The sequence below is a fragment of the Nocardia sp. CA-145437 genome (assembly GCF_050956485.1).
Classification (GTDB): Bacteria; Actinomycetota; Actinomycetes; order Mycobacteriales; family Mycobacteriaceae; genus Nocardia.
The window spans coordinates 3,294,043-3,315,591 of the sequence record NZ_CP191204.1 but is presented as its reverse complement, the minus strand read 5'-3'; the positions used below and the strand labels follow the sequence as shown (position 1 = coordinate 3,315,591).

Annotated in this window: 23 protein-coding genes; 8 read left to right on the top strand and 15 right to left on the bottom strand. The window is 68.4% G+C overall.

Translation table 11 applies throughout. The features are described from left to right. Positions 1–64: 64 nt before the first annotated feature. Entirely contained in the window at positions 65–406 is a 342-nt protein-coding gene (locus tag ACQPYY_RS15420) for a cytoplasmic protein (RefSeq protein WP_433594240.1), read from the bottom strand. Between the two features lie 46 nt (positions 407–452). Here ACQPYY_RS15420 and ACQPYY_RS15415 point away from each other — a divergent pair, with 46 nt between their 5' ends. Beyond that, entirely contained in the window at positions 453–1,043 is a 591-nt protein-coding gene (locus ACQPYY_RS15415) for a TetR/AcrR family transcriptional regulator (RefSeq protein WP_433594239.1), read from the top strand. A gap of 58 nt (positions 1,044–1,101) precedes the next feature. Here ACQPYY_RS15415 and ACQPYY_RS15410 read toward each other — a convergent pair whose 3' ends face one another. From ACQPYY_RS15410 to ACQPYY_RS15380, 7 genes are read right to left on the bottom strand one after another with little or no spacing between them, the layout of a single operon-like run. Continuing rightward, complete coding sequence (locus ACQPYY_RS15410; protein WP_433594238.1) at positions 1,102–1,458, bottom strand: metal-sulfur cluster assembly factor; 357 nt, start codon at positions 1,456–1,458, stop codon at positions 1,102–1,104. Beyond that, positions 1,455–1,934 carry a Fe-S cluster assembly sulfur transfer protein SufU gene (sufU, locus tag ACQPYY_RS15405; protein ID WP_379098242.1) on the bottom strand — a complete coding sequence of 160 codons (480 nt, stop codon included), beginning with the start codon at positions 1,932–1,934 and terminating at the stop codon, positions 1,455–1,457. The genes ACQPYY_RS15410 and sufU overlap by 4 nt, the downstream gene beginning before the upstream one ends. 3 nt (positions 1,935–1,937) lie before the next feature. Next, positions 1,938–3,191 carry a cysteine desulfurase gene (locus tag ACQPYY_RS15400; protein WP_379098239.1) on the bottom strand — a complete coding sequence of 418 codons (1,254 nt, stop codon included), beginning with the start codon at positions 3,189–3,191 and terminating at the stop codon, positions 1,938–1,940. A gap of 2 nt (positions 3,192–3,193) precedes the next feature. Further along, complete coding sequence (gene sufC, locus ACQPYY_RS15395; RefSeq protein ID WP_379098236.1) at positions 3,194–3,967, bottom strand: Fe-S cluster assembly ATPase SufC; 774 nt, start codon at positions 3,965–3,967, stop codon at positions 3,194–3,196. Between the two features lie 56 nt (positions 3,968–4,023). Then, the gene (gene sufD / locus ACQPYY_RS15390; protein WP_433594237.1) at positions 4,024–5,202 is read right to left on the bottom strand and encodes a Fe-S cluster assembly protein SufD; all 1,179 of its coding nucleotides are present in this window, start codon (positions 5,200–5,202) and stop codon (positions 4,024–4,026) included. After that, positions 5,202–6,638: a Fe-S cluster assembly protein SufB gene (gene sufB / locus ACQPYY_RS15385; protein ID WP_379098230.1), complete on the bottom strand. Its 1,437-nt coding sequence runs from the start codon at positions 6,636–6,638 to the stop codon at positions 5,202–5,204. The genes sufD and sufB overlap by 1 nt, the downstream gene beginning before the upstream one ends. Continuing rightward, the gene (locus tag ACQPYY_RS15380; protein ID WP_379098227.1) at positions 6,635–7,477 is read right to left on the bottom strand and encodes a helix-turn-helix transcriptional regulator; all 843 of its coding nucleotides are present in this window, start codon (positions 7,475–7,477) and stop codon (positions 6,635–6,637) included. Before ACQPYY_RS15380 ends, sufB begins: the two co-directional genes overlap by 4 nt. Before the next feature lie 131 nt (positions 7,478–7,608). Between ACQPYY_RS15380 and ACQPYY_RS15375 the strand changes: the two genes are divergently transcribed. The 3 genes from ACQPYY_RS15375 (at position 7,609) to ACQPYY_RS15365 (ending at position 10,752) form a co-directional block, all read left to right on the top strand. Continuing rightward, positions 7,609–8,451: an SDR family oxidoreductase gene (locus ACQPYY_RS15375; RefSeq protein WP_433594236.1), complete on the top strand. Its 843-nt coding sequence runs from the start codon at positions 7,609–7,611 to the stop codon at positions 8,449–8,451. A 153-nt stretch (positions 8,452–8,604) separates the two neighbouring features. Further along, positions 8,605–9,612 carry an LLM class flavin-dependent oxidoreductase gene (locus ACQPYY_RS15370; protein ID WP_433594235.1) on the top strand — a complete coding sequence of 336 codons (1,008 nt, stop codon included), beginning with the start codon at positions 8,605–8,607 and terminating at the stop codon, positions 9,610–9,612. 141 nt (positions 9,613–9,753) lie between these two features. Next, positions 9,754–10,752, top strand: coding sequence for a CAP domain-containing protein (locus ACQPYY_RS15365; protein ID WP_433594234.1), 999 nt, complete (start codon positions 9,754–9,756; stop codon positions 10,750–10,752). Between the two features lie 78 nt (positions 10,753–10,830). Here the strand turns inward: ACQPYY_RS15365 and ACQPYY_RS15360 are convergent, their stop codons facing one another. Beyond that, positions 10,831–12,573 (bottom strand): pyruvate dehydrogenase, encoded by a 1,743-nt coding sequence (locus ACQPYY_RS15360; protein WP_433594233.1) that lies wholly within the window; start codon positions 12,571–12,573, stop codon positions 10,831–10,833. A 73-nt stretch (positions 12,574–12,646) separates the two neighbouring features. Then, positions 12,647–13,084, bottom strand: a complete 438-nt coding sequence (locus ACQPYY_RS15355) for a DoxX family protein (protein ID WP_433594232.1) — start codon at positions 13,082–13,084, stop codon at positions 12,647–12,649. Positions 13,085–13,113: 29 nt separating this feature from the next. Here ACQPYY_RS15355 and ACQPYY_RS15350 point away from each other — a divergent pair, with 29 nt between their 5' ends. Next, positions 13,114–14,010 carry a sigma-70 family RNA polymerase sigma factor gene (locus ACQPYY_RS15350; protein ID WP_379098213.1) on the top strand — a complete coding sequence of 299 codons (897 nt, stop codon included), beginning with the start codon at positions 13,114–13,116 and terminating at the stop codon, positions 14,008–14,010. A 12-nt stretch (positions 14,011–14,022) separates the two neighbouring features. Here ACQPYY_RS15350 and ACQPYY_RS15345 read toward each other — a convergent pair whose 3' ends face one another. From ACQPYY_RS15345 to ACQPYY_RS15325, 5 genes are all read right to left on the bottom strand, one after another. Continuing rightward, positions 14,023–14,616, bottom strand: coding sequence for a TetR/AcrR family transcriptional regulator (locus ACQPYY_RS15345; protein WP_433594231.1), 594 nt, complete (start codon positions 14,614–14,616; stop codon positions 14,023–14,025). A gap of 94 nt (positions 14,617–14,710) precedes the next feature. Further along, positions 14,711–15,106, bottom strand: coding sequence for a DUF302 domain-containing protein (locus ACQPYY_RS15340; RefSeq protein WP_433594230.1), 396 nt, complete (start codon positions 15,104–15,106; stop codon positions 14,711–14,713). Next, positions 15,106–15,342 carry a YgaP family membrane protein gene (locus tag ACQPYY_RS15335; protein WP_379098205.1) on the bottom strand — a complete coding sequence of 79 codons (237 nt, stop codon included), beginning with the start codon at positions 15,340–15,342 and terminating at the stop codon, positions 15,106–15,108. Before ACQPYY_RS15335 ends, ACQPYY_RS15340 begins: the two co-directional genes overlap by 1 nt. 24 nt (positions 15,343–15,366) lie before the next feature. Beyond that, complete coding sequence (locus tag ACQPYY_RS15330) at positions 15,367–15,636, bottom strand: metal-sensitive transcriptional regulator (protein ID WP_213556139.1); 270 nt, start codon at positions 15,634–15,636, stop codon at positions 15,367–15,369. 133 nt (positions 15,637–15,769) lie between these two features. Next, positions 15,770–17,923, bottom strand: a complete 2,154-nt coding sequence (locus ACQPYY_RS15325; protein ID WP_433594229.1) for an MMPL family transporter — start codon at positions 17,921–17,923, stop codon at positions 15,770–15,772. Between the two features lie 164 nt (positions 17,924–18,087). Between ACQPYY_RS15325 and mptB the strand changes: the two genes are divergently transcribed. The 3 genes from mptB to ACQPYY_RS15310 are packed head-to-tail and all read left to right on the top strand — an operon-like array spanning position 18,088 to position 21,478. After that, positions 18,088–19,770 (top strand): polyprenol phosphomannose-dependent alpha 1,6 mannosyltransferase MptB, encoded by a 1,683-nt coding sequence (mptB, locus tag ACQPYY_RS15320; protein WP_433594228.1) that lies wholly within the window; start codon positions 18,088–18,090, stop codon positions 19,768–19,770. Continuing rightward, complete coding sequence (locus ACQPYY_RS15315; RefSeq protein ID WP_433594227.1) at positions 19,767–20,699, top strand: ABC transporter ATP-binding protein; 933 nt, start codon at positions 19,767–19,769, stop codon at positions 20,697–20,699. Before mptB ends, ACQPYY_RS15315 begins: the two co-directional genes overlap by 4 nt. Then, positions 20,696–21,478 carry an ABC transporter permease gene (locus tag ACQPYY_RS15310; protein ID WP_379098197.1) on the top strand — a complete coding sequence of 261 codons (783 nt, stop codon included), beginning with the start codon at positions 20,696–20,698 and terminating at the stop codon, positions 21,476–21,478. Before ACQPYY_RS15315 ends, ACQPYY_RS15310 begins: the two co-directional genes overlap by 4 nt. Positions 21,479–21,549 lie beyond the last annotated feature (71 nt).

Genomic DNA, 21,549 nt, shown 5'->3' with positions numbered 1-21,549 from the left:
CGAAGAATCGTACGGCGAGTCGCCACCCGAACCCCGGCACGACCGGCCGTAACACGCCAGCGCGCTACATCTCGGAAGGCCCGAGCACCGTGTCCCCGGCCGCCGGTGCCGGCTCCTTGAGTTCGATGAACAGCGCGTGGGTCTCCCCCTCGCCGATGTTCTCGCCCGAATGTTCCTGCGCGCTGAGCCACCGCACCTGCCCCGCGGTGAGCTCCACCTCCACTTGCTCGCCATTGGCCGTGATCCGACGCCGGAAGGAGTTCAAGGGGTACAGGACGCTGTCGGGATGGCGGTGGGGCGATGTGCGGTCGCCGGGCTTGTCGCGGTACTCCAGCACCCGCACGCGCTCGTTCTCGAAGACGACCCGGTACAGGTCCGGATTCACGACAGCGGGATCGGTGCTCATAGCAGCCCTCCGGGACTCGATATGGGATCAGAGTACCATCATGGGCATGGCCGTACCATATGAGAACACCGGGCGCACCAACCAGAAATCCCGCACCCGCACGGCCCTGGTCACCGCGACCCGGAAGCTGTTGGCGCAGGGCGCGATACCGACCGTCGAGGACGCCGCGCAGGCCGCCGGCATCTCCCGCACCACCGCCTACCGCTACTTCCCCAACCAGCGCGCCCTCCTCGCGGCCGTACGCCCCGAGATCGACCGGGAAACCCTGCTCCCCGACCCCGCCCCCACCGACCCGCGCCAACGCCTCGACCTCGTCATGCGCGAATGCGTCCGCATCAACCTGGAGTGGGAACCCGAACTACGCACCTCCCTGCGCCTGTCCCTGGACCCCGCCGCGGGCAACCCCTCGCCGCTCCGCCGCGGCCGGGTGATCGGCTGGATCGAACACGCGCTGGAACCCCTGCGAATCACTCACCCGGACATCGACATCCACCGCCTGGCCATCGCCATCCGCTCCGCCACCGGCATCGAATCCTTCATCTGGCTCGTCGACATAGCCGCCCTCCCCCGCCCGGAGGCCGCCGAGATCCTCTGCGCCACAGCCAGAGCCCTCCTGAACGAGGCACTGGGCCACTGAAACGACGATGCGGACCGATCCACCAGGGATCGATCCGCATCGTCGGAGTGTGTTCCGTTTACACCGTGAAGCCGAGGGCGCGCAGCTGTTCGCGGCCGTCGTCGGTGATCTTGTCGGGGCCCCACGGGGGCATCCAGACCCAGTTGATCTGCAGGTCCTCGGCGAGGCCGGAGCGGACCAGGGCGTTGCGGGACTGGTCCTCGATGACGTCGGTGAGGGGGCAGGCCGGGGAGGTCAGGGTCATGTCGAGTTTGGCGATGCCGTCCTCGAAAGCCATGCCGTAGACGAGGCCCAGATCGACGACATTGATGCCGAGCTCGGGGTCGACGACATCACGCATCGCCTCCTCCATGTCGTCGAGGTGCTGCAGCTCCTCGGGAGTGAGTTCCGTGGCCTGCTGCTCTGTCTCGCTCATCGCTTCTCCCCGTTGCCCATCGTCTTCTTGGCTTCCTCGGCCGAGGCTATCCGCACCACGGCGTCCTTGAACGCCATCCAGCCCAGCAGCGCGCACTTCACGCGGGCCGGGTACTTGGCGACGCCGACGAACGCGACACCGTCGCCGATCACGTCCTCGTCACCCTCGACGGTGCCGCGGCCGGTGATCATCGCGTCGAACTCCTCGACCACCTTCAGCGCCTGCTGCACCGGCAGGCCGATGACCTGATCGGTGAGCACCGAGGTGGAGGCCTGGCTGATCGAGCAGCCCTGGCCGTCGTAGGACACGTCCTTCACATCGCCGTTGTCGTCGATGTGCACGCGCAGGGTCACCTCGTCACCGCAGGTCGGGTTGACGTGGTGCACCTCGGCGCCGAAGGGCTCACGTAGCCCCCGGTGGTGCGGGTGCTTGTAGTGGTCCAGGATCACTTCCTGGTACATCTGCTCCATGCGCATGGTCTATGCAACTCCGAAGAAGCTCTGGGCCTTCCGCACCGCGGCCACCAGCTGATCGACCTCGTCGAGCGTGTTGTACAGCGCGAAGGAGGCCCGGGCGGTGGCGGCGACGCCGAAATGCCGGTGCAGCGGCCACGCGCAGTGGTGACCGACGCGGATGGCGACACCCTGGTCGTCGAGGATCTGGCCGACATCGTGGGCGTGGATACCGTCCACCAGGAACGACACCGCGCCGCCGCGGTTCACGTTCTCGGTCGGGCCGATGATCCGGACACCGTCGATCGCGCCGAGGCCCTCGAGCGCCGCGCTGACGAGCGTGTGCTCGTGCGCCGCAACCGCATCCATCCCCACCTCGCCGAGATACTTGACGGCAGCGCCCAATCCGACGACCTGCGAGATCATCTGCGAGCCCGCCTCGAACCGCTGCGGCGGCGGGGCGAAGGTCGAGTGATCCATGAACACGGTCTCGATCATGGAGCCGCCGGTGATGAACGGCGGGGTGTCCTCGAGCAGCTCACGCCGCCCGTACAGGATGCCGACGCCCGAGGGGCCCAGCATCTTGTGGCCGGAGAAGGCGGCGAAGTCGACGCCCAGCTCCTTGAAGTCCACGCCCATGTGCGGCACCGACTGGCAGGCGTCCAGCACGACGATCGCGCCGACTTCCTTTGCCCGGCGCACCAATTCGGCGACGTCGGCGACCGCGCCGGTCACATTCGACTGATGCGTGAACGCCACCACCTTGGTGGCGGGCGACAATTCGAGCGAATCCAGGTCGATGCGGCCGTCGTCGGTGATGCCGTACCACTTCAGCGTCGCACCCGTGCGGCGCGCGAGCTCCTGCCACGGAACGAGATTCGCGTGATGCTCGAGCTCGGTGATGACGATCTCGTCACCGGGACCCACGTGGTACGGGAAGCGGTCGTCGGAGAAGGCGTAGGCCACCACGTTCAGCGACTCGGTCGCGTTCTTGGTGTACACGATCTCGTCCGGGCCGGCGCCGACGAACGCCGCGATCGCCGCGCGCGCCGCCTCGTAGGCCTCGTTGGCCTCCTCGGCGAGCTGGTGCGCGCTGCGATGCACGGCCGCGTTGTGCTCGAGCAGGAATTCCCGCTCGGCGTCGAGCACCTGCAGCGGACGTTGCGACGTCGCACCGGAATCCAAGTACGCCAACGGTTTCCCGTCACGCACGGTCCGGCTCAGGATCGGGAAGTCGGCCCGGATCCTGGCGATGTCGAGAGTCCCCACGGTGCTGGTCATATTCAGGCTCCTACAGCAGCTGAAGTAAAGCGCACGTAGCCGTTCGCGTCGAGTTCCTCGGCCAGCTCGGCGCCGCCCTCGGCGACGATCTTGCCGCCCACGAACACGTGCACGAAGTCGGGCTTGATGTAGCGCAGGATGCGGGTGTAGTGGGTGATCAGCAGGATGCCGCCGGTCTCCCGCTCCTTGTAACGGTTCACACCCTCGGAAACAATCCGCAGCGCGTCGACGTCGAGGCCCGAGTCGGTCTCGTCGAGCACGGCGATCTTCGGCTTGAGCAGGCTCAGCTGCAGGATCTCCTGGCGCTTCTTCTCACCGCCGGAGAAGCCCTCGTTGACCGAACGCTCACCGAAGGCCGGATCGATCTCCAGCTCGGCCATGCCCTCCTTGACTTCCTTGACCCAGGTGCGCAGCTTGGGGGCCTCGCCACGGATGGCGGTGGCGGCGGTGCGCAGGAAGTTCGAGACCGAGACGCCCGGCACCTCGACGGGGTACTGCATGGCCAGGAACAGGCCGGCACGCGCGCGCTCGTCGACCGACATCTCCAGCACGTTCTCACCGTCGAGGGTGATGGTGCCCTGGGTGACGGTGTACTTGGGGTGGCCGGCGATGGCGTAGGACAGGGTCGACTTGCCGGAACCGTTGGGGCCCATGATCGCGTGGGTCTCACCCGACTTGATGGTCAGGTTCACGCCCTTGAGGATCTTGATGGGCTCGGCGTTCTCGTCCGGGTTGGCGACCTCGACGTGCAGGTCCTTGATTTCCAGGGTGGTCATCGAATCGGATTCCTTTGCGGGGATGGGAAGTTGGTGTCAGACGCCGACAGCGCCTATTAAGCTCCGACAGCGGCGAGCTCGGCCTCGATGGCCGCCTCGAGCCGCTCCCGGACCTCGGGGACGGAGATCTTCTGCAGCACCTCGAAGAAGAAGCCACGCACCACCAGGCGGCGGGCGACCTCCTCCGGGATACCGCGCGAGCGCAGGTAGAACAGCTGCTCGTCATCGAAACGGCCGGTGGCCGAGGCGTGTCCGGCCCCGACGATCTCGCCGGTCTCGATCTCCAGGTTCGGCACCGAGTCGGCGCGCGCACCGTCGGTGAGCACCAGGTTGCGGTTCAGCTCGTAGGTGTCGGTGCCCTCGGCGGCCGCCCGGATCAGCACGTCGCCGACCCACACGGTGTGCGCGTCCGGCTTGTCCGAGGTCGGATCACCCTGCAGCGCACCCTTGTACTGCACGTTCGACTTGCAGTTGGGCTGCGAGTGATCGACCAGCAGGCGCTGCTCGAAGAACTGGCCGTCATCGGCGAAGTACACGCCCAGCAGTTCCGCGTCGCCGCCCGGGCCCGCGTAACGGACATTGCCGGTCAGGCGCACCAGATCGCCACCGAGGGTGACATTGGTGTGGCGCAACACGGCGTCGCGACCCAGCATGGCGTGGTGCGCGGTGACGTGCACGGCGTCATCGGCCCAGTCCTGCACCACGATCACGTTCAGCGCGGCGCTGTCACCGAGGATGAATTCCACGTTCTCCGCGTAGGTTCCGCTGCCCCGCTGGTCGATGACCACCGTGGCGCGCGCGAAGTTGCCCAGACGGATCTGGGTGTGGCCGAAGGCGACCTTGCCCGCACCCGGACCGGTGATGGTCACCGTAACCGGTTCGGCCACTTCGGTTTCCGCGCCGACCGACACGATGGTCGCCTGCTCGAAACCGGAGTACGCCTGCGCGGCGACCCGATCGGTGGGAGTGCCGCCCTGGCCCAGGCGGGCGTCGGCGCGGGCCACCGTCTCGGCGGTGACGCCGGCGGGCGCGGTCACCTCGACGGTCGACTGACCGTCACGCACGGCGGTGCCGTCGTGCAGGCCGTTGAGGCGGCGCATCGGGGTGAAGCGCCACGCCTCGTCACGGCCCGACGGGATTTCGAAGGCGTTCACGTCGAACGACGCGAACACCTCGCCCTTGTTCAGAGCAGGGGTACGAGCCTCAGCGGCCTCGGCAACGTTGTCGACGGCCATCAGCCGACGGCTCCTTCCATCTGCAGTTCGATCAGGCGGTTCAGTTCCAGGGCGTACTCCATCGGGAGCTCCTTGGCGATGGGCTCCACGAAGCCGCGCACCACCATGGCCATCGCCTCGTCCTCGGTCAGACCGCGGGACATCAGGTAGAACAGCTGGTCCTCGGACACCTTCGAGACGGTCGCCTCGTGGCCCATGGTCACGTCGTCCTCGCGGATGTCGACGTAGGGGTAGGTGTCGGAGCGGGAGACGTTGTCCACCAGCAGCGCATCGCACTTCACGGTCGACTTCGAGCCGTAGGCGCCCTTGTTCACCTGCACCAGGCCGCGGTAGGAGGCACGGCCACCGCCGCGCGCCACCGACTTGGAGATGATGTTCGAGGAGGTGTGCGGCGCCAGGTGCAGCATCTTCGCACCGGTGTCCTGGTGCTGACCCTCACCGGCGAACGCGATGGAGAGCACCTCGCCCTTGGCGTACTCGCCGGTCATCCACACGGCCGGGTACTTCATGGTGACCTTGGAGCCGATATTGCCGTCGACCCACTCCATGGTCGCGCCCGCCTCGGCCTTGGCGCGCTTGGTCACCAGGTTGTAGACGTTGTTCGACCAGTTCTGGATCGTGGTGTAGCGGCAGCGGCCGCCCTTCTTCACGATGATCTCCACGACCGCCGAGTGCAGCGAGTCCGAGGAGTAGATGGGCGCGGTGCAACCCTCGACGTAGTGAACGTAGGCGTCCTCGTCGACGATGATCAGCGTCCGCTCGAACTGACCCATGTTCTCGGTGTTGATGCGGAAGTACGCCTGCAGCGGGATGTCCACGTGCACGCCCGGCGGCACGTAGATGAACGAGCCACCCGACCACACCGCGGAGTTCAGCGCGGAGAACTTGTTGTCACCCGAAGGGATGACCGAACCGAAGTACTTCTGGAACAGCTCGGGGTGCTCCTTGAGACCGGTGTCGGTGTCGAGGAAGATGACGCCCTGCTTCTCCAGGTCCTCGCGGATGGAGTGGTAGACGACCTCGGACTCGTACTGGGCGGCGACACCGGCGACGAGACGCTGCTTCTCGGCCTCCGGGATGCCCAGCTTGTCGTAGGTGTTCTTGATGTCCTCGGGCAGCTCTTCCCAGGACGCGGCCTGCTTCTCGCTCGAGCGCACGAAGTACTTGATGTTGTCGAAGTCGATGCCGTCGAGCTTCGAGCCCCAGCCCGGCATGGGCTTCTTGTCGAAGATGCGCAGTGCCTTGAGGCGGAAGTCGAGCATCCACTCGGGCTCGCTCTTCTTGGCCGAGATGTCGCGCACGACCTCCTCGGACAGTCCGCGCTTGGCAGCGGCACCGGCGACATCCTTGTCGGCCCAGCCGTACTCGTAGGTACCCAGGGACGCGATGGTCTCTTCCTGGGACAGCGGCTGCACCTGGTCGGTGGTCGTCGTCATTCGGCACTCCTTCCGGAGTCATGTGTAGAAGTCGTTGCGGGCTGCACAACGGGGGTCTGGGCGGAACTTTCGGGGGCGGTATCGGGCATAGCGGGCGAAGCAATGAGGGGAACGTGCGTGGTGCAGGCGCAGTCACCGTTAGCGATGGTCGCCAGGCGCTGCACATGCGTGCCGAGAATCGCGCGGAAGGCCTCCAGCTCGGCCGCGCACAACTCCGGGAATTCCTCGGCGACGTGCGAGACCGGGCAGTGGTGCTGGCAGATCTGGACGCCGGCGCCGACCTTCCGAGTCGAGGCCGCGAACCCGGCATCGGTGAACGCTTCCGCGATCTCCTCCGCCTTGGCCTCGGTCTCGGCCGGGGCGTGGACGGCGAGATCGCCGACCCCGGCCACGATGGACGCCACCCGCTTGCGCGCGAAATCGGCGATGGCCTGATCGCCGCCGATCTCCCGCAACTGCCGCATGGCCGCTCCGGCGAGGTCATCGTAGGCGTGCGCGAGGCGGCCCCGGCCGGTGGCCGTCAGCTGGTACTGCTTGGCGGGACGACCGCGGCCCTTCTGCTGCCACGGCGCCGACCTGGTCGCCTGCGCCTCACCGGACTCGATGAGCGCGTCCAGATGCCGCCGCACGCCCGCCGGACTCAGACCCAGCCGCTCGCCGATGGCGGTCGCGGTGATCGGGCCCTCCTCCAACAGCAGCTTGACGACAGCTTCGCGCGTGTGTCCCTCACCCGCCGGCCCGGACACGACAACAGACCGGGCACCGTCGTGCTGGTGCCCGGTTTGTTCCGCGTTCCGCAAACCCACGGTTTTCACAACACAAGTGTGACGGAATTCCATTCCACGATCCAGTAAGGGTCCCCTGACCGAAAATGCGCGACCTGGGGATATGGCATCGCATGTGAGCTGGCACACCATATACATCCCGGCAATTCGGAAATCAGGGCCGGTCATGAGGGGTTCTGGACGGTGTGAACAGTGTGCTCGTAGTGGGCGGGACGGGAAAAGTCGGCCGAAAAGTCGTCGCGGATCTGACGGTGGCGGGTGTGCGGACTCGGGCCTTGGTCCGGGATCCGGCAGCCGCGGGGCTTCCACCGGAGGTGGAAGTGGTGCGCGGCGATCTGGCCGAACCGGGCTCGCTGGCGGCGGCCGCCGACGGGGTCGATTCCGTCCTACTCATCTGGCCGTTCCACGACACCGGGAACGCCGAACGCGCGGTGCGGGCGTTGAGCGGACCGGACCGGCGGCTGGTGTATCTGTCGTCGACCACCGTGAACGACGAAGGGCCGCAATCGGATCTGATTCCGCTCTTGCACGCGGAGATGGAGGCGGTGGTCGAAGCGCACGCCTCGGAGTGGACGGTGCTGCGCGCGGACACCCTCGCGTCCAATGCGCTGAGCTGGGCGGGTCAGATCCGCGCGGGTGCGGTGGTGCGCGGGTTCGCGGTCGCGCCCAGCGCGGTCGTGCACGAAGGGGATGTCGCCGCGGTGGCCGCGCGGCTGCTCACCGAGCCCGGGCACGCCGGGCGGAAATACCTCGTGACCGGGCCGCGAGTGGTCGGCCGGGCCGAGCAGGTAGAGGCCATCGGGGCGGCGCTGGGGCGTGAGCTGCGATTCGAGGCGCAGCCCGTGGGCGTCGCGCGGGAGTCGATGACAGCGGCCGGATTGCCCGTGCACCTGATCGAGGTGTTGTTGTCGATGGCCGAGTTCCGGCCGCCCTCGGAGCTGGTCACCAGCGTGGTGGCCGACCTCACCGGGAGACCGGCGCGCGATATCCGGGACTGGGCGGCGGAGCACGCGGCGGCATTCCGGTAGCCGACCGGTCGCTTGCCGGCGCGGGCCGGGGGCGCGGGCACCAGAAATCCGGCGGGCGGGCATAAGTTCGACGCTGATCGAATTAGTACTGAGAAGTGGGCGCACCCCGCCCGCCGTCCGACGAACAGCCGATCCACGAAAGCCGGTGCTAGCATGCCCTTCGCCGTATCCATCCTCGACCTGGCGACGGTCGCGCCCGGGCAGACCGCGCGCGACAGCTTCCAGCACAGCGTGGCGCTGGCGCGGGCGGCGGAACGCAGTGGGCATCGGCGGGTCTGGTACGCGGAGCACCACAATATGAAGTCGATCGCCTCGAGCGCGACCAGCGTGCTCATCGGGTACGTGGCCGCGCACACCGACAGCATCCGGCTCGGTGCGGGCGGGGTCATGCTGCCCAATCACTCGCCGCTGGTGATCGCCGAGCAGTTCGGGACGCTCGAATCGCTGTATCCGGGGCGGATCGACCTGGGGCTGGGGCGGGCGCCGGGCAGTGATCAGGAGACCATGCGAGCGCTGCGGCGCAATCCGTCCTCGGCGGACACCTTCCCGCAGGACGTGCTCGAATTGCAGGGGTTCCTCACCGGCAACAGCCGGATTCCGGGCGTGCAGGCGGTGCCGCGGGCGGAAGGCGTTGTGCCGCTCTACATTCTGGGGTCGTCGCTGTTCGGGGCGCAGCTGGCCGCGCACCTGGGACTGCCCTACGCGTTCGCCTCGCACTTCGCGCCGGACGCGCTGCACCAGGCGGTCACCGAGTATCGGGAGCGGTTCCGCCCGTCGGAGCAGTTGGCCGAGCCGTATGTGATGGCCGGGGTCAATGTGTTCGCGGCCGAGGATCGCGACGTGGCCGAGGAACAGAAAACCGTCTCGTATCGGGCGCGCACCCGGGCCTTCATCAAGCGGGGCGCGGCGGGCATGGACTTCTCCGACAAGGAGATCGACGCCTTCCTGGCCTCCCCCAACGGCCGCCATCTGGCGGCGATGACCACCTACACGGCGGTCGGCACGCCCGCCGACGTGGTCGACTACCTCGAGGATTTCGCGGGCGGAATTCAAGCCGACGAACTCATCCTCGCGCACCACGCGCAGAACATCGACGACCGCGTCCGCTCGGTCGAGCTGACCGGCGAGGCCGTGGCCGCGCGCGCATCCCTCGCCTCCTGACCGAATCCGCCTCTCGCCCGAGGGGCCGGCTTCAGCAGCCGTGCCCCTGAGGCACCAACCGTTGGTCCGTCATTAGAAATCCATTCGCGGGCGGCGGGACCCTTTGTGCGAACCTCCTCCAACCAGCACAAGGAATGCCCCGTGAACATCAAGACCACCGCCGCAGCAGCCTTGGCAGTCGCCGCGGGCGTGAGCCTGTTCGCCCTCCCGGCCGCCCACGCCGAGACGTTCACCCACTGCGATGTCGACAGTGCCGCGCTCAAACTCAATGGTGAAGAGCCCGAAGTCTTCACCGCCATCAACAAGATGCGCACCGATGCGGGCCTGCGGGCCCTGACGTACAGCGAGACCATGGCGCGCCCGTCGGAGTGGGCCGGCAACGACAGCGCGAATCGTGGTGTGGCACCGGCCAACCACGTGGACTCGCTGGGTCGTGACATCAAGACCCGGTTCGCCCAGTGCGGTGTCCCCGCGAACTCGTCCAAGATCGCGGAGATCAACTATTACGGCACCAATGTCACCCCGTCCGACGCCATGACCTGGTGGAAGAACTCGCCCACGCACAAGGCGATCATCCTGGACGGCGCATTGCAGAACGTCGGCGTCTCGGCGATCTACAAGAACGGAAAACAGTTCTGGACGGTCACTTTCAACGCCGGCGGGACCACGGTCGACAACGGCACCCACGTGAAGTTCACCGAAACCCGATCCAACCTGACCGGCGCGCAGCACCAGGCGGAATTCGACAAGCTGACCGCCGCGGGCTACCGGCTCACCGACATCACCGCCACCAGCGGTAGCGATCCCCGCTACTCCAGCACCTGGGTGCTGAACGACGGCCGCGCCTGGCAGGCCCGCCACGGCCTGACCTCCGCCCAGTACCAGGCGACCTTCGACCAGCTCAAAGCGCAGGGTTACCGGCCGACCCTGGTGAACGGCTACGAGGTCAACGGTTCCTCCCGCTTCGTCGCCATCTGGGAGAAGACCGACGGCCGAGCGTGGGAAGCCCGGCACGACATCGACCTCGCGACCTACAACGCCACCGCGACGCAGCTGTCGAACCAGGGCTACAAGCTGGAGCACCTGAGCAAGTACATGGTGAACGGCACGATGCGCTACGCCGCCCTCTGGGACAAGTAGTCCCCACCGACCAGGCCCGGTGCGGCGCCGTATGCGCGCCGGGCCCGTGGACAAGACCTGACAAGACCTGCGCGCTCGTTACGGGCGCGGGATATTGCGGAGGTTGGAGCGGGCCATGTCGACCATGCGACCGACGCCGCCCGCCAGCACGATCTTGCCGGCCGCCAAGGCGAAGCCCTTCACCTGTGCGGCATCGATTTTCGGCGGCAGTGACAGCGCGTTCGGATCGGTGACGACGTCGACCAGCATCGGCCCGGGTTCGGCGAAGGCCTTGGTCAGCGCGCCGCGCACCTGAGCGGGGTCGGTGACCCGGATCGCGGGCATACCGACGGCCGCGGCGATCTCGGCGTAGTTCACCGGTTCCTGATCGGTGCCATAGTCGGGCAGGCCGTCGACGAGCATCTCGAGTTTCACCATGCCGAGGGTGGAGTTGTTGAACACCACGATCTTCACCGGCAGCCGGTGCCGCCAGACCGTCAGCAACTCCCCCATCAACATGGCCAGGCCGCCGTCGCCGGACAGCGAGATCACCTGCCGCCCAGGGAAGGCCGACTGCGCGCCGATCGCGTGCGGCAGCGCGTTGGCCATGGTGCCGTGCCGCCAGGAGCCGATGATGCGGCGGCGGCCGTTGGGGGTCAGATAGCGGGCGGCCCAGACATTGCACATGCCGGTGTCGACGGTGAAAACCGCTTCACTGTCGGCGATTTCGTCGATCAGCGACGCGACGTACTCGGGGTGGATGGGCGTGTGGTGGTCGATGTCGTGGGTGTAGGCGTCGACCACATTCTCGAGGGATGAGGCGTGGCGGCGCAGCATGTCGTCGAGGAAGGCGCGACTCGGTTTCTGGTGCAGCAGTGGCAGTACCGCGTCGATGGTCGCGGCCACGTCACCGTGCACGGCGACGTCGACGATCGCCCGGCGGCCGATGCGGGCGGGGTCGCGGTCGATCTGGGCGACCCGGCCGTCCTGCGGCAGGAACGTGTCGTAGGGGAAATCGGTGCCGAGCAGGATCAGCAGATCTGCTTCGTGGGTGGCCTCGTAGGCGGCGCCGTAGCCGAGCAGGCCGCTCATGCCGACGTCGTAGGGGTTGTCGAACTGGATCCACTCCTTGCCGCCGAGGGCGTGGCCGATCGGGGCGTGCACGCGCTCGGCCAGGGCCATGACCCGCGGGTGCGCGCCGCGCACACCCGCGCCCGCGAACAGGGCGACGGTGTCGGCGTCATTGATGGCTTCGGCGAGGCGGTCGACCTGTTCGGCGGGCGGGACCACGGTGGCCGCGGACGTCACCAGATCCGAGGGGCGGCCACGGTTCTCGGCGTCCGCGCTCAACACGTCACCCGGGACGACCAGGACCGAGACGCCGTGACGGCCCAGAGCGGTCTGCATGGCGATGGTGGCCAGGCGCGGCATCTGCGCCGGGGTGCTCACCATTTCGCAGAAGTGGCTGCATTCCACGAAGAGTCGTTCGGGGTGGGTCTCCTGGAAGAAGCCGGTGCCGATCTCGCGGCTCGGGATGTGCGAGGCGATTGCCAGCACCGAGGCGCCATTGCGGTGCGCGTCGTAGAGGCCCTGGATGAGGTGGGTGTTGCCGGGCCCGCAGCTGGCCGCGCAGACGGCGAGGCGTCCGGTGAGGACCGATTCCGCGCCCGCGGCGAAGGCGGCGCTCTCCTCGTTGTGGCAGTGCACCCAGTCGATGCCCTCGGTGCGGCGCAGCGCGTCGACGAAGGGGTTCAAACTGTCGCCGACCAGTCCGTACACCCGTTGGACGCCGGCGGCGACGAGGGCGTCCACCAATTGACTGGCAACCGAGTTGCGGCCCATCATCGCTCCGTTCGCCGTGCCGGGACCGAGCATGATCGAAGGTCACTGTAACCGAATTCGGGCCGTCCGGTAGCTAGATAGTTGCCGATGCGTCCGTTCCCGCGGGCTTGCCAGGGACGAATCGGCGATCGGCGGGACGGGTCGCCCAGGAGACGGCAGTCAATGTGGCCATGACGAGCAGGATCGGCACCTCGATGAGCTTCTCCCCGGTGGTCAGGTGCGAGGCGATGGCTCCCGAATAGACGAAGAAGGTCCCGGCATAGGCCCACTCCTTCACCAGCGGCAGCCGCGGGGCCAGCAGCGCCACCGCGCCGAGCAGCTTCCAGACGCCCAGGATGACCAGGAAATAGGTCGGATAGCCCAGTGCCGCCACGACCTCGCGAACATTCGCGGTCCGGGCGACATCCCACCAGCCGCCCACCACCAGTTCGGCGGCGACCAGCACGGTCGAGGTCCAGTAGAGGAAGGCGCGGTCGGGAACGATTCGTGTGACGATGGTGTGTGTAGTCATGTCACCGCGACGTTCGGCGAGCACGAAATATGTCGGTCAGCGACTCCGGATCCCCCGCAGCCCGATTCGAGCGGCGGCGCGCCCGCCTGACCGCCCAGGCCTTCCGGATGCTCGGCGCGTCCGGCGAGGCCGAGGACGCGGTGCAGGACACGTGGATGCGATTGAGCCGCACCGATATCGACACCATCCGCAATCTGGACGGCTGGCTCACCACCGCGCTCTCCCGGATCTGCCTGGACGTGCTGCGCGGCCGTCGGGTCGACGACCGGTTCCCGCTCGGGCCCGGCGCGCCGGAGCCGTTTCCCGAGGCCGCGATCCTGGAAACCCCGGAGGACCGGGCGATCCTCACCGACGAACTGGAACGGGCGGTACTGGTGCTGCTGCGGCGACTGCCGCCCGCCGAACGGGTCGCGTTCGTCCTGCACGACATGTTCGCGGTGCCGTTCTACGAGATCGGCGAGATCCTGGACCGGACGCCGAACGCGGCGCGACTGCTGGCCGGCCGAGCCCGGCGCCGGGTGCTCGACGACGGCGACGGGCTGCGGCCCGAGGCGCTGCGGGAGGACCGGATCGTGCGGGCCTTCCTGGCCGCGGTCCGGGCCGGAGACATCGAGGCGGCGCTGACCGTGCTGGATCCGGAGATCATGGTGTCCGCCGACCGGGTGGCCGCGCCCGGATCCGTGCCGGTCACCGCGCAGGGCACGCGGGTGGTGGCCCGGCTGGCGGCCGGGTTCGCGCGGCGCGAGGAGTTCTCGGCGGTCATTCTGATCGATGGTCGGCCGGGCGCGCTCGTGGTGTCGCACGGCGAATCGCCGGAGGTCATGGCCTTCACCATCACCGCCGAGCGGATCACCGCCATCGACGTGATCGCCGAGCCGGAGGTGCTGGCGCGCCTGAGGCTCACGGTGCCTGATTTCACCGCGTGATCGGGAAGCCCCTCAGGGTGAATGCGCCTCGACGGCAACGGCTTCGGCGAGACTCAGGCGCAGCAGCCGGGCCATCGACTGCGACACCGTGTGCAGCGGCTCGTCGGTGCGCCGCACCCGGGCCAGGATGGTCGCGCCCTCGTAGGCCGCGACCACCGTGGTGGCCAGGCCCCGCGCCTCCCCCGGCTCCAGCCCCAGCTCGATCAGCAGTTCGGCGAAGCCGCGCCCCATGGCATCGAATGCCGAAACGCACGCCGTGCGCACTGATTCGACGTCGCTTCCGCCGTCCAGGGCGGGCGTGCCGACCGGACAGCCGGTGGTCCAGTCGGTCTCGTCCAGCTTCCCGGCCATGAAATCGAACAGCGTTGCCGCGGTATCGAACACATCGCCGGGCGCCTGCCGGATCATGCGGCCGACCAGCACCCCGGTGCCGGTGATGGCCGCGACCGCGATCTCCTCCTTGCCGCCCGGAAAGTGGTGGTAGATCGACCCATACGGCAGCCCCGCCGCCTCGCTCAACTTCTTCAGCCCGAATCCGTGGTAGCCGTGCCGGGCTAGCAACCCGGCCGCGGCCGCCTCGATTCGCCGTTTCGAATCGGACACCATTCATCCAGAGTATGAGCGGGGTCCGACACCGGCAGGGCGAATCGTGTTCGGGCAGTGGAGCTACCGGGCCTGAGCGGCCCGGATCCGGGGTGGATCAGCCCAGGGCAGCGATGGCCGCACCGAGCTTGGCGGCGGCGGTGTCGGCCACCTCCTTCAGCCCGGGATCGCCCGCGACCTGCACCAGCAGCTGCGGGTCCATGGCTTCGACGAGCACCGCGCCCTCGTGTGAACGGTCCTCGCGCACAATCACATTGCACGGCAGCAGCAGCCCGATCTGGCGGTCGACCTCGAGGGCGGCGTGGGCCAGCGGCGGGTTGCAGGCGCCCAGGATGAGGTAATCCTCCAGGTCGGCGTCGAGCTTCTGCTTCATGGTGGCGGTGACGTCGATCTCGGTGAGGATGCCGAAACCCTGCTCGGACAGGGCCTTCCGGGTGCGCTCCACCGCGGTGGCGAAATCGGTGTAGAGGGTGGTCGACAGGGCGAGGGTCATCACGCGGTCCTTTCCGTTGCGGGGCTGCCCGTCCGGGGCACCCCCAAGCGTCGCAGGAGCAGGGTCGCCGGACACCAGCCGACGAACCCGTAGAGCAGCAGGTTGGCCGCCACGAACGTGGTCAGCAGCAGCCACCAGGGCGAGAACGCGAGCACCAGCGCGATGCTGAGCAGCACCATGGTTCCGGCCAGGACCGGCACGATGCGGTCGATGGTCCAGCGGCGGGTCGCGGTCATCATGACTTCCTTTCGATCCCGGCGTCAGGCGAGCGCCAGGAAGAGTTTCTCCAGTTCCTCGACCGTCATCGGCTCCGAACCCTCGGCCTGTTCGCCGGTCAGGCAGTCGCGCAGACCGGTGGCCACGATCTTGAAGCCCGCGCGGTCCAGCGCCCGCGAGACCGCGGCGAGCTGGGTGACCACGTCCTTGCAGTCGCGGCCCTGCTCGATCATGGAGATCACGCCCGCGAGCTGGCCGTGTGCGCGGCGCAGGCGGTTGAGGACCAATGCGATGCTGTCTTCGTCGCCGATCATGAGGGTTCCTTCCCTGAGTTCGATGACTCCATCATACCCCTGGGGGTATGCGAGGGCCGTGAGAGCGGGCTCACCGTTTCCCCACGGCCCCCACCGTTCAGTGCGCGACGCCGATATCCGCGACGCTGCTATCTCAGTGCGAGAAGCTGATGTCCGGCAGCACCTTGCGCAACCAGCGCGGCGACCACCAGGCGGCATGCCCGGTCAGGCGCAATAGCACCGGCAGCAGGATCAGGCGGATCAGCACGGCGTCCAGCAGCACGGCGACGCCGAGAATGATGCCCATCTCCTTCGGCGGCAGCGGATCGGCCAGGGCGAAGGTGAAGAACACCGCCACCATGACCGCCGCCGCGGCCGCGATCACCCGGCCCGAATGCGCGATGCCGTCGATATGAGCCACCGCGGGATCACCCGAGCGCTCGTAATGCTCCTTCGCCGTGGCCAGCAGGAAGACCGTGTAATCCATCGCGATCGCGAAGATCATGGCGAAGAAGAACACCGGGCCCCAGCCGTCCAGGAAACCCTGCGGGGTGAAACCGAGCAGGCTCGCGCCGTGGCCGTCCTGGAACACCAGCTTCGCCACGCCGAACGCGGCCGCGGTGGACAGCAGGCTGACGCCCGCGCCGAGCAGCGCGATGAGCGGGGCGCGCAGGGCGACCAGCAGGAGCAGGAAGCCCAGCACCAGGATGATGCCGACGACCAGGGGCAGGTAGTCGTTCAAGGCCTGTTGCAGGTCCAGGTTCTCGGCGACCGCGCCGCCGACCAACGCGTCGGCCGGGAGGGCCATACGCAGGGAGTCGACGATGTCGCCCATGGCCGGATCCGAGGGATCGACGCTCGGAGTCGCCTGGATCATGACCAGTCCGCTGCCGTCGCCCGCGGGCTGGGGCGGCGAGACCATGCCGATCCGGCTGTCCGAGGCCGCGATTCGCGTGACATCGGCGGCGTCCGAGGCCGGGGCCACGATCTGCAGCATGCCCGGTGCGCCCAGTCCAAACTCACGCTGCACCAATTCGTAGCCCTGGCGCACGGACGAATCCGCGGGCACCACCTGAATCGAGGGCATGGCCACCTTCAGGCTCGTCACCGGAATCGCGAGCGCGATCAGCACCAGCAGCGAACCGATGGCGAACGGCCACGGGTGGCGGTGCAGCAACTGCCCCCACCGGGCGAAGACCGGCGAACGATGCTGCTGGCGCGCCACATACGGCAGCGAGCCCGCGTTCACCCGCTTGCCCAGGGCGCCGAGCACGGCGGGCAGCAGGGTCAGCGTCGCCAGCAGGACGAACGAGACGGCGAACATGATGCCGACCGCCATGGTGCGCACGGCCGGCGCGGGCACGACCAGCACCGCCGACAGGCTGACCAGCACGGTCAGGCCGGAGAGCAGGACCGCCTTGCCCGCGGTGGCCATGGTGACCGCGACCGCGGTGCGCGGTGGGGTGTCGCCGCGGATCGCGTCGCGGAAGCGCGAGACCAGGAACAACGCGTAGTCGATGCCCAAGGCGAGGGCGAACATCATGGCGAAGTTCATGGCCCACACCGAGATCGGCGTGATCTGGTTGAGCAGGACCAGCCCGCCCGCGGAGGCGACCAGACCGGTGAGGGTCAACAGCAGCGGCAGACCGGCGGCCACCAAGGAGCCGAAGGCCAGCACCATGATCGCCAGAGTGACCGGCCAGGAGAACATCTCGGCCTTCATCATCGCGTCGTGGTTGGCCTTGTTGAAGTCGCTCCACAACGCGGAAGAGCCGGTCGGGTAGATGTCGAAGCCGTCGGCGGAGAGGTTCTTCAGCTTCGGGCCGAGGTCGGTGACCGCGGTGACCATGTCGTCTGTGCTCGCGTTCGCGCCCGCCAGCAGGATGCCGGTGTGGCCGTCGCGGCTCACCGATTGGCCGGGCGTGGGCGCGACGATCGCGCCGAAGCGGCTGTCCGCCTGGAGGACCGCGGTGATGTCGGTGACCAGACGCTGCGCGTCACGGCTGTCCATGGTCGCGGTGTCGGAGTGGATCACGACCTGCACGGCGGCGGCCGAGTTGCCGCCGAAGTGTTCCTGCGCGAGGTCGCGGACCTGCACGGATTCGGAGCCGTCGGCCTGCCAGCCCGCGCCCGCGAGGGAGTCGAACACCGAGGGCGCGGCCGCGCCGAGGGCCACCGACAGGATGAGCCAGAAGCCGAACACCCAGCGGGCGCGGCCGGCCATGACCGCGCCGAGGCGGCCCAGGAGACCGCCGGGGGCGGCCGTGCTCGGAGAAGCGTCGGCGTCGCCGACTGTCGTACTTCGCATCTGAGACTCCTTCCATACCCCCAGGGGTATGTCACGACTATACCCCCAGGGGTATCTGAGGCAAGCGGGTGTGACCGACGGCAACCATCGGGCACACCCTCGACCCCCCGCTACGGCCATGCGATCGGCGTCCGACCCGCGGCTCCGGACTAGGCTTCGGTCCTGTGGCGGTAGCGGAAGGCGCGGGGCGCAGAGTCATCGATATCGGACGCCGGGCCCTGGGCCTGGACGTCCCCGCCGCCGATCACACCGTCGCCGTGCTGCACAGTGTCGACCACGACGTGCCCGGCCTGGACCGGCGAGAAACCCTGCAGCTGATGCGAATCCGGCTGCTCGGGGCGACCGGCGCGGTCATCATGGCGATCTCGGCACTCGGTGTCGGGGCGCAGCCGGTGCATCAGAACCCGACCTCCGGGCTGCGGGTGCTCGGCTTCTTCGCCCGCGCCGGCACCTCCACGCTGGCCATGTGCATGATCGGCACCGTCCTGGTGATCATGGCGTGGCTGCTGCTGGGACGCTTCGCGGTCGGCGGGTGGGGCGGGGATCCGCGGCACCGGCTCAGCCGCTCGCAGATGGATCGGACGCTGCTGCTGTGGATCATTCCGCTCAGCGTCGCGCCGCCCATGTTCAGCAATGACGTGTATTCGTATCTGGCGCAGAGCGAGATCGCGAACCGCGGCCTGGACCCGTATTCGGTGGGGCCGGTCGACGGGCTCGGGCTCGACAATGTGCTGACCAACAATGTGCCCAATATCTGGCGCTCCACCGCCGCGCCCTACGGGCCGCTGTTCCTCTGGATGGGTCGCGGGATCGCGCAGATCACCGGCGACAACATCGTGCTCGGCGTGTGGCTGCACCGGGCGCTCGCGCTGGCCGGCGTCGCATTGATCGTGTGGGCGCTGCCGCGGCTCTCGCGTCGCTGCGGGGTCGCGCCGGTGAGCGCGCTGTGGCTGGGCGCGGCCAATCCGCTGGTGCTGTTCCACCTGGTCGGCGGCGTGCACAATGACGCGCTCATGCTCGGACTGATGCTGGCGGGCCTGGAGTTCTGCCTGCGGGCCATCGACGACTCACCGGAGTTCGATCGGCGGGCGTGGGCGCTGCTGATCTTCGGCACGGTGGTGATCACACTGTCGTCGGCGGTGAAGATCACCTCGCTGGTGTGCCTCGGATTCGTGGGCATGGCGCTGGCCCGGCGCTGGGGGCGTGGACTCAAACAGGTGCTGCTCGCGGGTGCGGTACTCGGCGCGGTCGCCTTGGCCACCACCTTGTTCGTGAGTTACGCCAGCGGGCTCGGATTCGGCTGGGTCAATACCGTCGGCACCGCGACCGCAGTGCGCAGCTACCTGTCGCTGCCGACGGCCATCGGCATCATCACCGGATTCGGCGGCGTCCTACTCGGTCTCGGCGACCACACCACCGCGCTGCTCGACATCACCCGGCCCATCGCCGAATCCGTCGCGGGCTTCGTGACCGTGCGCATGCTCATCGCCGCCTGGACCGGACGCTTGAATCCGATCGGCGCACTGGGTGTTTCACTCGGCGCGATCGTGCTGCTGTTCCCGGTAGTTCAACCCTGGTACCTGCTGTGGGCGATCGTCCCCCTCGCCGCGTGGGCGAACCGCCCCGCCTTCCGGGTCCCCGCGGTCGTCCTGTCGGTGATCGTCTCCGTGATGGTGATGCCGCGCGGCGCCGATTTCTACGTCTTCCAGATCGTCGAATCGGCCATCGCCACCCTGATCGTCGGCGGCTCCCTGATCTTCCTCACCCGAAATGTGCTGCCGTGGCGCAATCAGCCGGGGGTGTCGGCTCGGTCACAGCAGCCCACGCCTTACGGTGTGTCCTCGTGACCGCAGCATCCGGACCCGCCGTACACGTCGACGGCGTCGTGAAACGCTACGGCGAGACCACCGCGGTCGACGGCATCAGCTTCGACATCGAACGCGCGCAGGTGCTGGCCCTGCTCGGACCCAACGGGGCGGGCAAGACGACCACCACCGAGATGTGCGAGGGGTTCGTGTCTCCCGACGCCGGGAGCGTGCGGGTGCTGGGGCTCGACCCGATCGCCGACTCCGATCAGCTGCGACCGCGCATCGGGGTGATGCTGCAGGGCGGCGGGGCGTATCCGGGGTCCAAGGCCGGGGAGATGCTCGATCTGGTCGCGTCCTACTCCGCGAATCCGCTCGACCCGGCCTGGCTGCTGGACACGCTCGGACTCAAGGACGCTCGCCGGACGCCGTATCGGCGACTATCGGGCGGGCAGCAGCAGCGGCTCGCGCTGGCGTGCGCGCTGGTCGGGCGGCCCGAGATCGTGTTCCTCGACGAGCCGACCGCCGGATTGGACGCGCAGGCGCGCCATCTGGTGTGGGAGCTGATCGACGCGCTGCGCCGCGACGGGGTCAGCGTCCTGCTCACCACCCACATGATGGACGAGGCCGAACAGCTCGCCGACCAGCTGGTCATCATCGACCACGGACGGGTCGTCGCCCAGGGCACGCCCGCCGAGGTCACCTCGCACGGCGCCGAAGGGCGGCTCGCGTTCACCGCGCCCCCGAAACTCGACCTGTCGCTACTGGAAGCCGCGCTGCCGGAAGGGTTCACCCCGCGCGAGACCGCGCCCGGCTCCTACCTGCTGCAAGGCGACATCACCCCGCAGGTGCTGGCCACCATGACCGCGTGGTGCGCGCGAATCGACGTGCTGCCCACCGACATTCGCATCGACCAGCGCCGGCTGGAAGACGTGTTCCTCGAACTGACCGGGCGGGAGCTGCGCGGGTGACCGAGACCGAGAACCGATTCGCGGCGGGCACCTTCTCCCCCGCGCCCCAGCCGACCACGCGCGCGAGGATGCTGGCGGCGCAGACCCGCATGGAACTGATCCTGTTGCTGCGCAACGGGGAACAGCTGCTGCTCACCATGTTCATTCCGATCACGCTGCTGATCGGGCTGACGCTGCTGCCGGTCAGCGGGCTGGGCGAGCATCGGGTGGATCGGGTCGTGCCCGCGGTGATGATGGTGGCGATCATGTCGACCGCGTTCACCGGGCAGGCCATCGCGGTCGGCTTCGATCGGCGATACGGGGCGTTGAAGCGGCTCGGGGCGACTCCCCTGCCGCGGTGGGGCATCGTCGCGGGCAAATGCTCGGCCGTGCTGATCGTGGTGGTGTTGCAGTCGATCCTGCTGGGCGGCATCGGGGCCGCGCTGGGCTGGCGGCCGTCGCTGGGCGGGCTGCTGCTGGGCGCGGTGGTGATCGGGCTCGGGACCGCGACCTTCGCGGCGCTGGGGCTGCTGCTGGGCGGGACGCTCAAGGCCGAGGTGGTGCTGGCGCTGGCCAACATCCTGTGGTTCGTGATGCTCGGGACCGCGAGCCTGGTGTTCATGTCCGACGATCTGCCGCGCGCGGTGAGCGTGATCGCGCGGATCATTCCGTCCGGGGCGCTGTCGGAATGTCTGGATCGGGCGATGCGCACCAGCGTCGACTGGTACGGGCTGGCGGTGCTCGCGGGCTGGGGCGGTCTCGCGGGGTGGCTGGCCACCCGGTTCTTCAAGTTCGACTGAGACGGCCGCGAAACCCGGTCCGCGACCGGGTGTTTAACGACACGTTGTAGTAGGGCGGGTGAGGGGGCGAA

Excerpts from the sequence above, each read along its gene's own strand:
- ACQPYY_RS15355 (WP_433594232.1), bottom strand. The coding sequence starts at position 13,084 with ATGACTACACACACCATCGTCACACGAATCGTTCCCGACCGCGCCTTC.
- ACQPYY_RS15410 (WP_433594238.1), bottom strand. The coding sequence starts at position 1,458 with ATGAGCGAGACAGAGCAGCAGGCCACGGAACTCACTCCCGAGGAGCTG.
- sufD (WP_433594237.1), bottom strand. The coding sequence starts at position 5,202 with ATGGCCGTCGACAACGTTGCCGAGGCCGCTGAGGCTCGTACCCCTGCT.
- ACQPYY_RS15380 (WP_379098227.1), bottom strand. The coding sequence starts at position 7,477 with ATGGAATTCCGTCACACTTGTGTTGTGAAAACCGTGGGTTTGCGGAAC.
- ACQPYY_RS15370 (WP_433594235.1), top strand. The coding sequence starts at position 8,605 with ATGCCCTTCGCCGTATCCATCCTCGACCTGGCGACGGTCGCGCCCGGG.
- ACQPYY_RS15340 (WP_433594230.1), bottom strand. The coding sequence starts at position 15,106 with ATGACCCTCGCCCTGTCGACCACCCTCTACACCGATTTCGCCACCGCG.
- ACQPYY_RS15420 (WP_433594240.1), bottom strand. The coding sequence starts at position 406 with ATGAGCACCGATCCCGCTGTCGTGAATCCGGACCTGTACCGGGTCGTC.
- ACQPYY_RS15325 (WP_433594229.1), bottom strand. The coding sequence starts at position 17,923 with ATGCGAAGTACGACAGTCGGCGACGCCGACGCTTCTCCGAGCACGGCC.
- ACQPYY_RS15360 (WP_433594233.1), bottom strand. The coding sequence starts at position 12,573 with ATGGGCCGCAACTCGGTTGCCAGTCAATTGGTGGACGCCCTCGTCGCC.
- ACQPYY_RS15400 (WP_379098239.1), bottom strand. The coding sequence starts at position 3,191 with ATGACCAGCACCGTGGGGACTCTCGACATCGCCAGGATCCGGGCCGAC.
- sufB (WP_379098230.1), bottom strand. The coding sequence starts at position 6,638 with ATGACGACGACCACCGACCAGGTGCAGCCGCTGTCCCAGGAAGAGACC.
- ACQPYY_RS15350 (WP_379098213.1), top strand. The coding sequence starts at position 13,114 with ATGTCGGTCAGCGACTCCGGATCCCCCGCAGCCCGATTCGAGCGGCGG.
- sufC (WP_379098236.1), bottom strand. The coding sequence starts at position 3,967 with ATGACCACCCTGGAAATCAAGGACCTGCACGTCGAGGTCGCCAACCCG.
- ACQPYY_RS15335 (WP_379098205.1), bottom strand. The coding sequence starts at position 15,342 with ATGACCGCGACCCGCCGCTGGACCATCGACCGCATCGTGCCGGTCCTG.
- ACQPYY_RS15415 (WP_433594239.1), top strand. The coding sequence starts at position 453 with ATGGCCGTACCATATGAGAACACCGGGCGCACCAACCAGAAATCCCGC.
- ACQPYY_RS15345 (WP_433594231.1), bottom strand. The coding sequence starts at position 14,616 with ATGGTGTCCGATTCGAAACGGCGAATCGAGGCGGCCGCGGCCGGGTTG.
- sufU (WP_379098242.1), bottom strand. The coding sequence starts at position 1,934 with ATGCGCATGGAGCAGATGTACCAGGAAGTGATCCTGGACCACTACAAG.
- ACQPYY_RS15330 (WP_213556139.1), bottom strand. The coding sequence starts at position 15,636 with ATGATCGGCGACGAAGACAGCATCGCATTGGTCCTCAACCGCCTGCGC.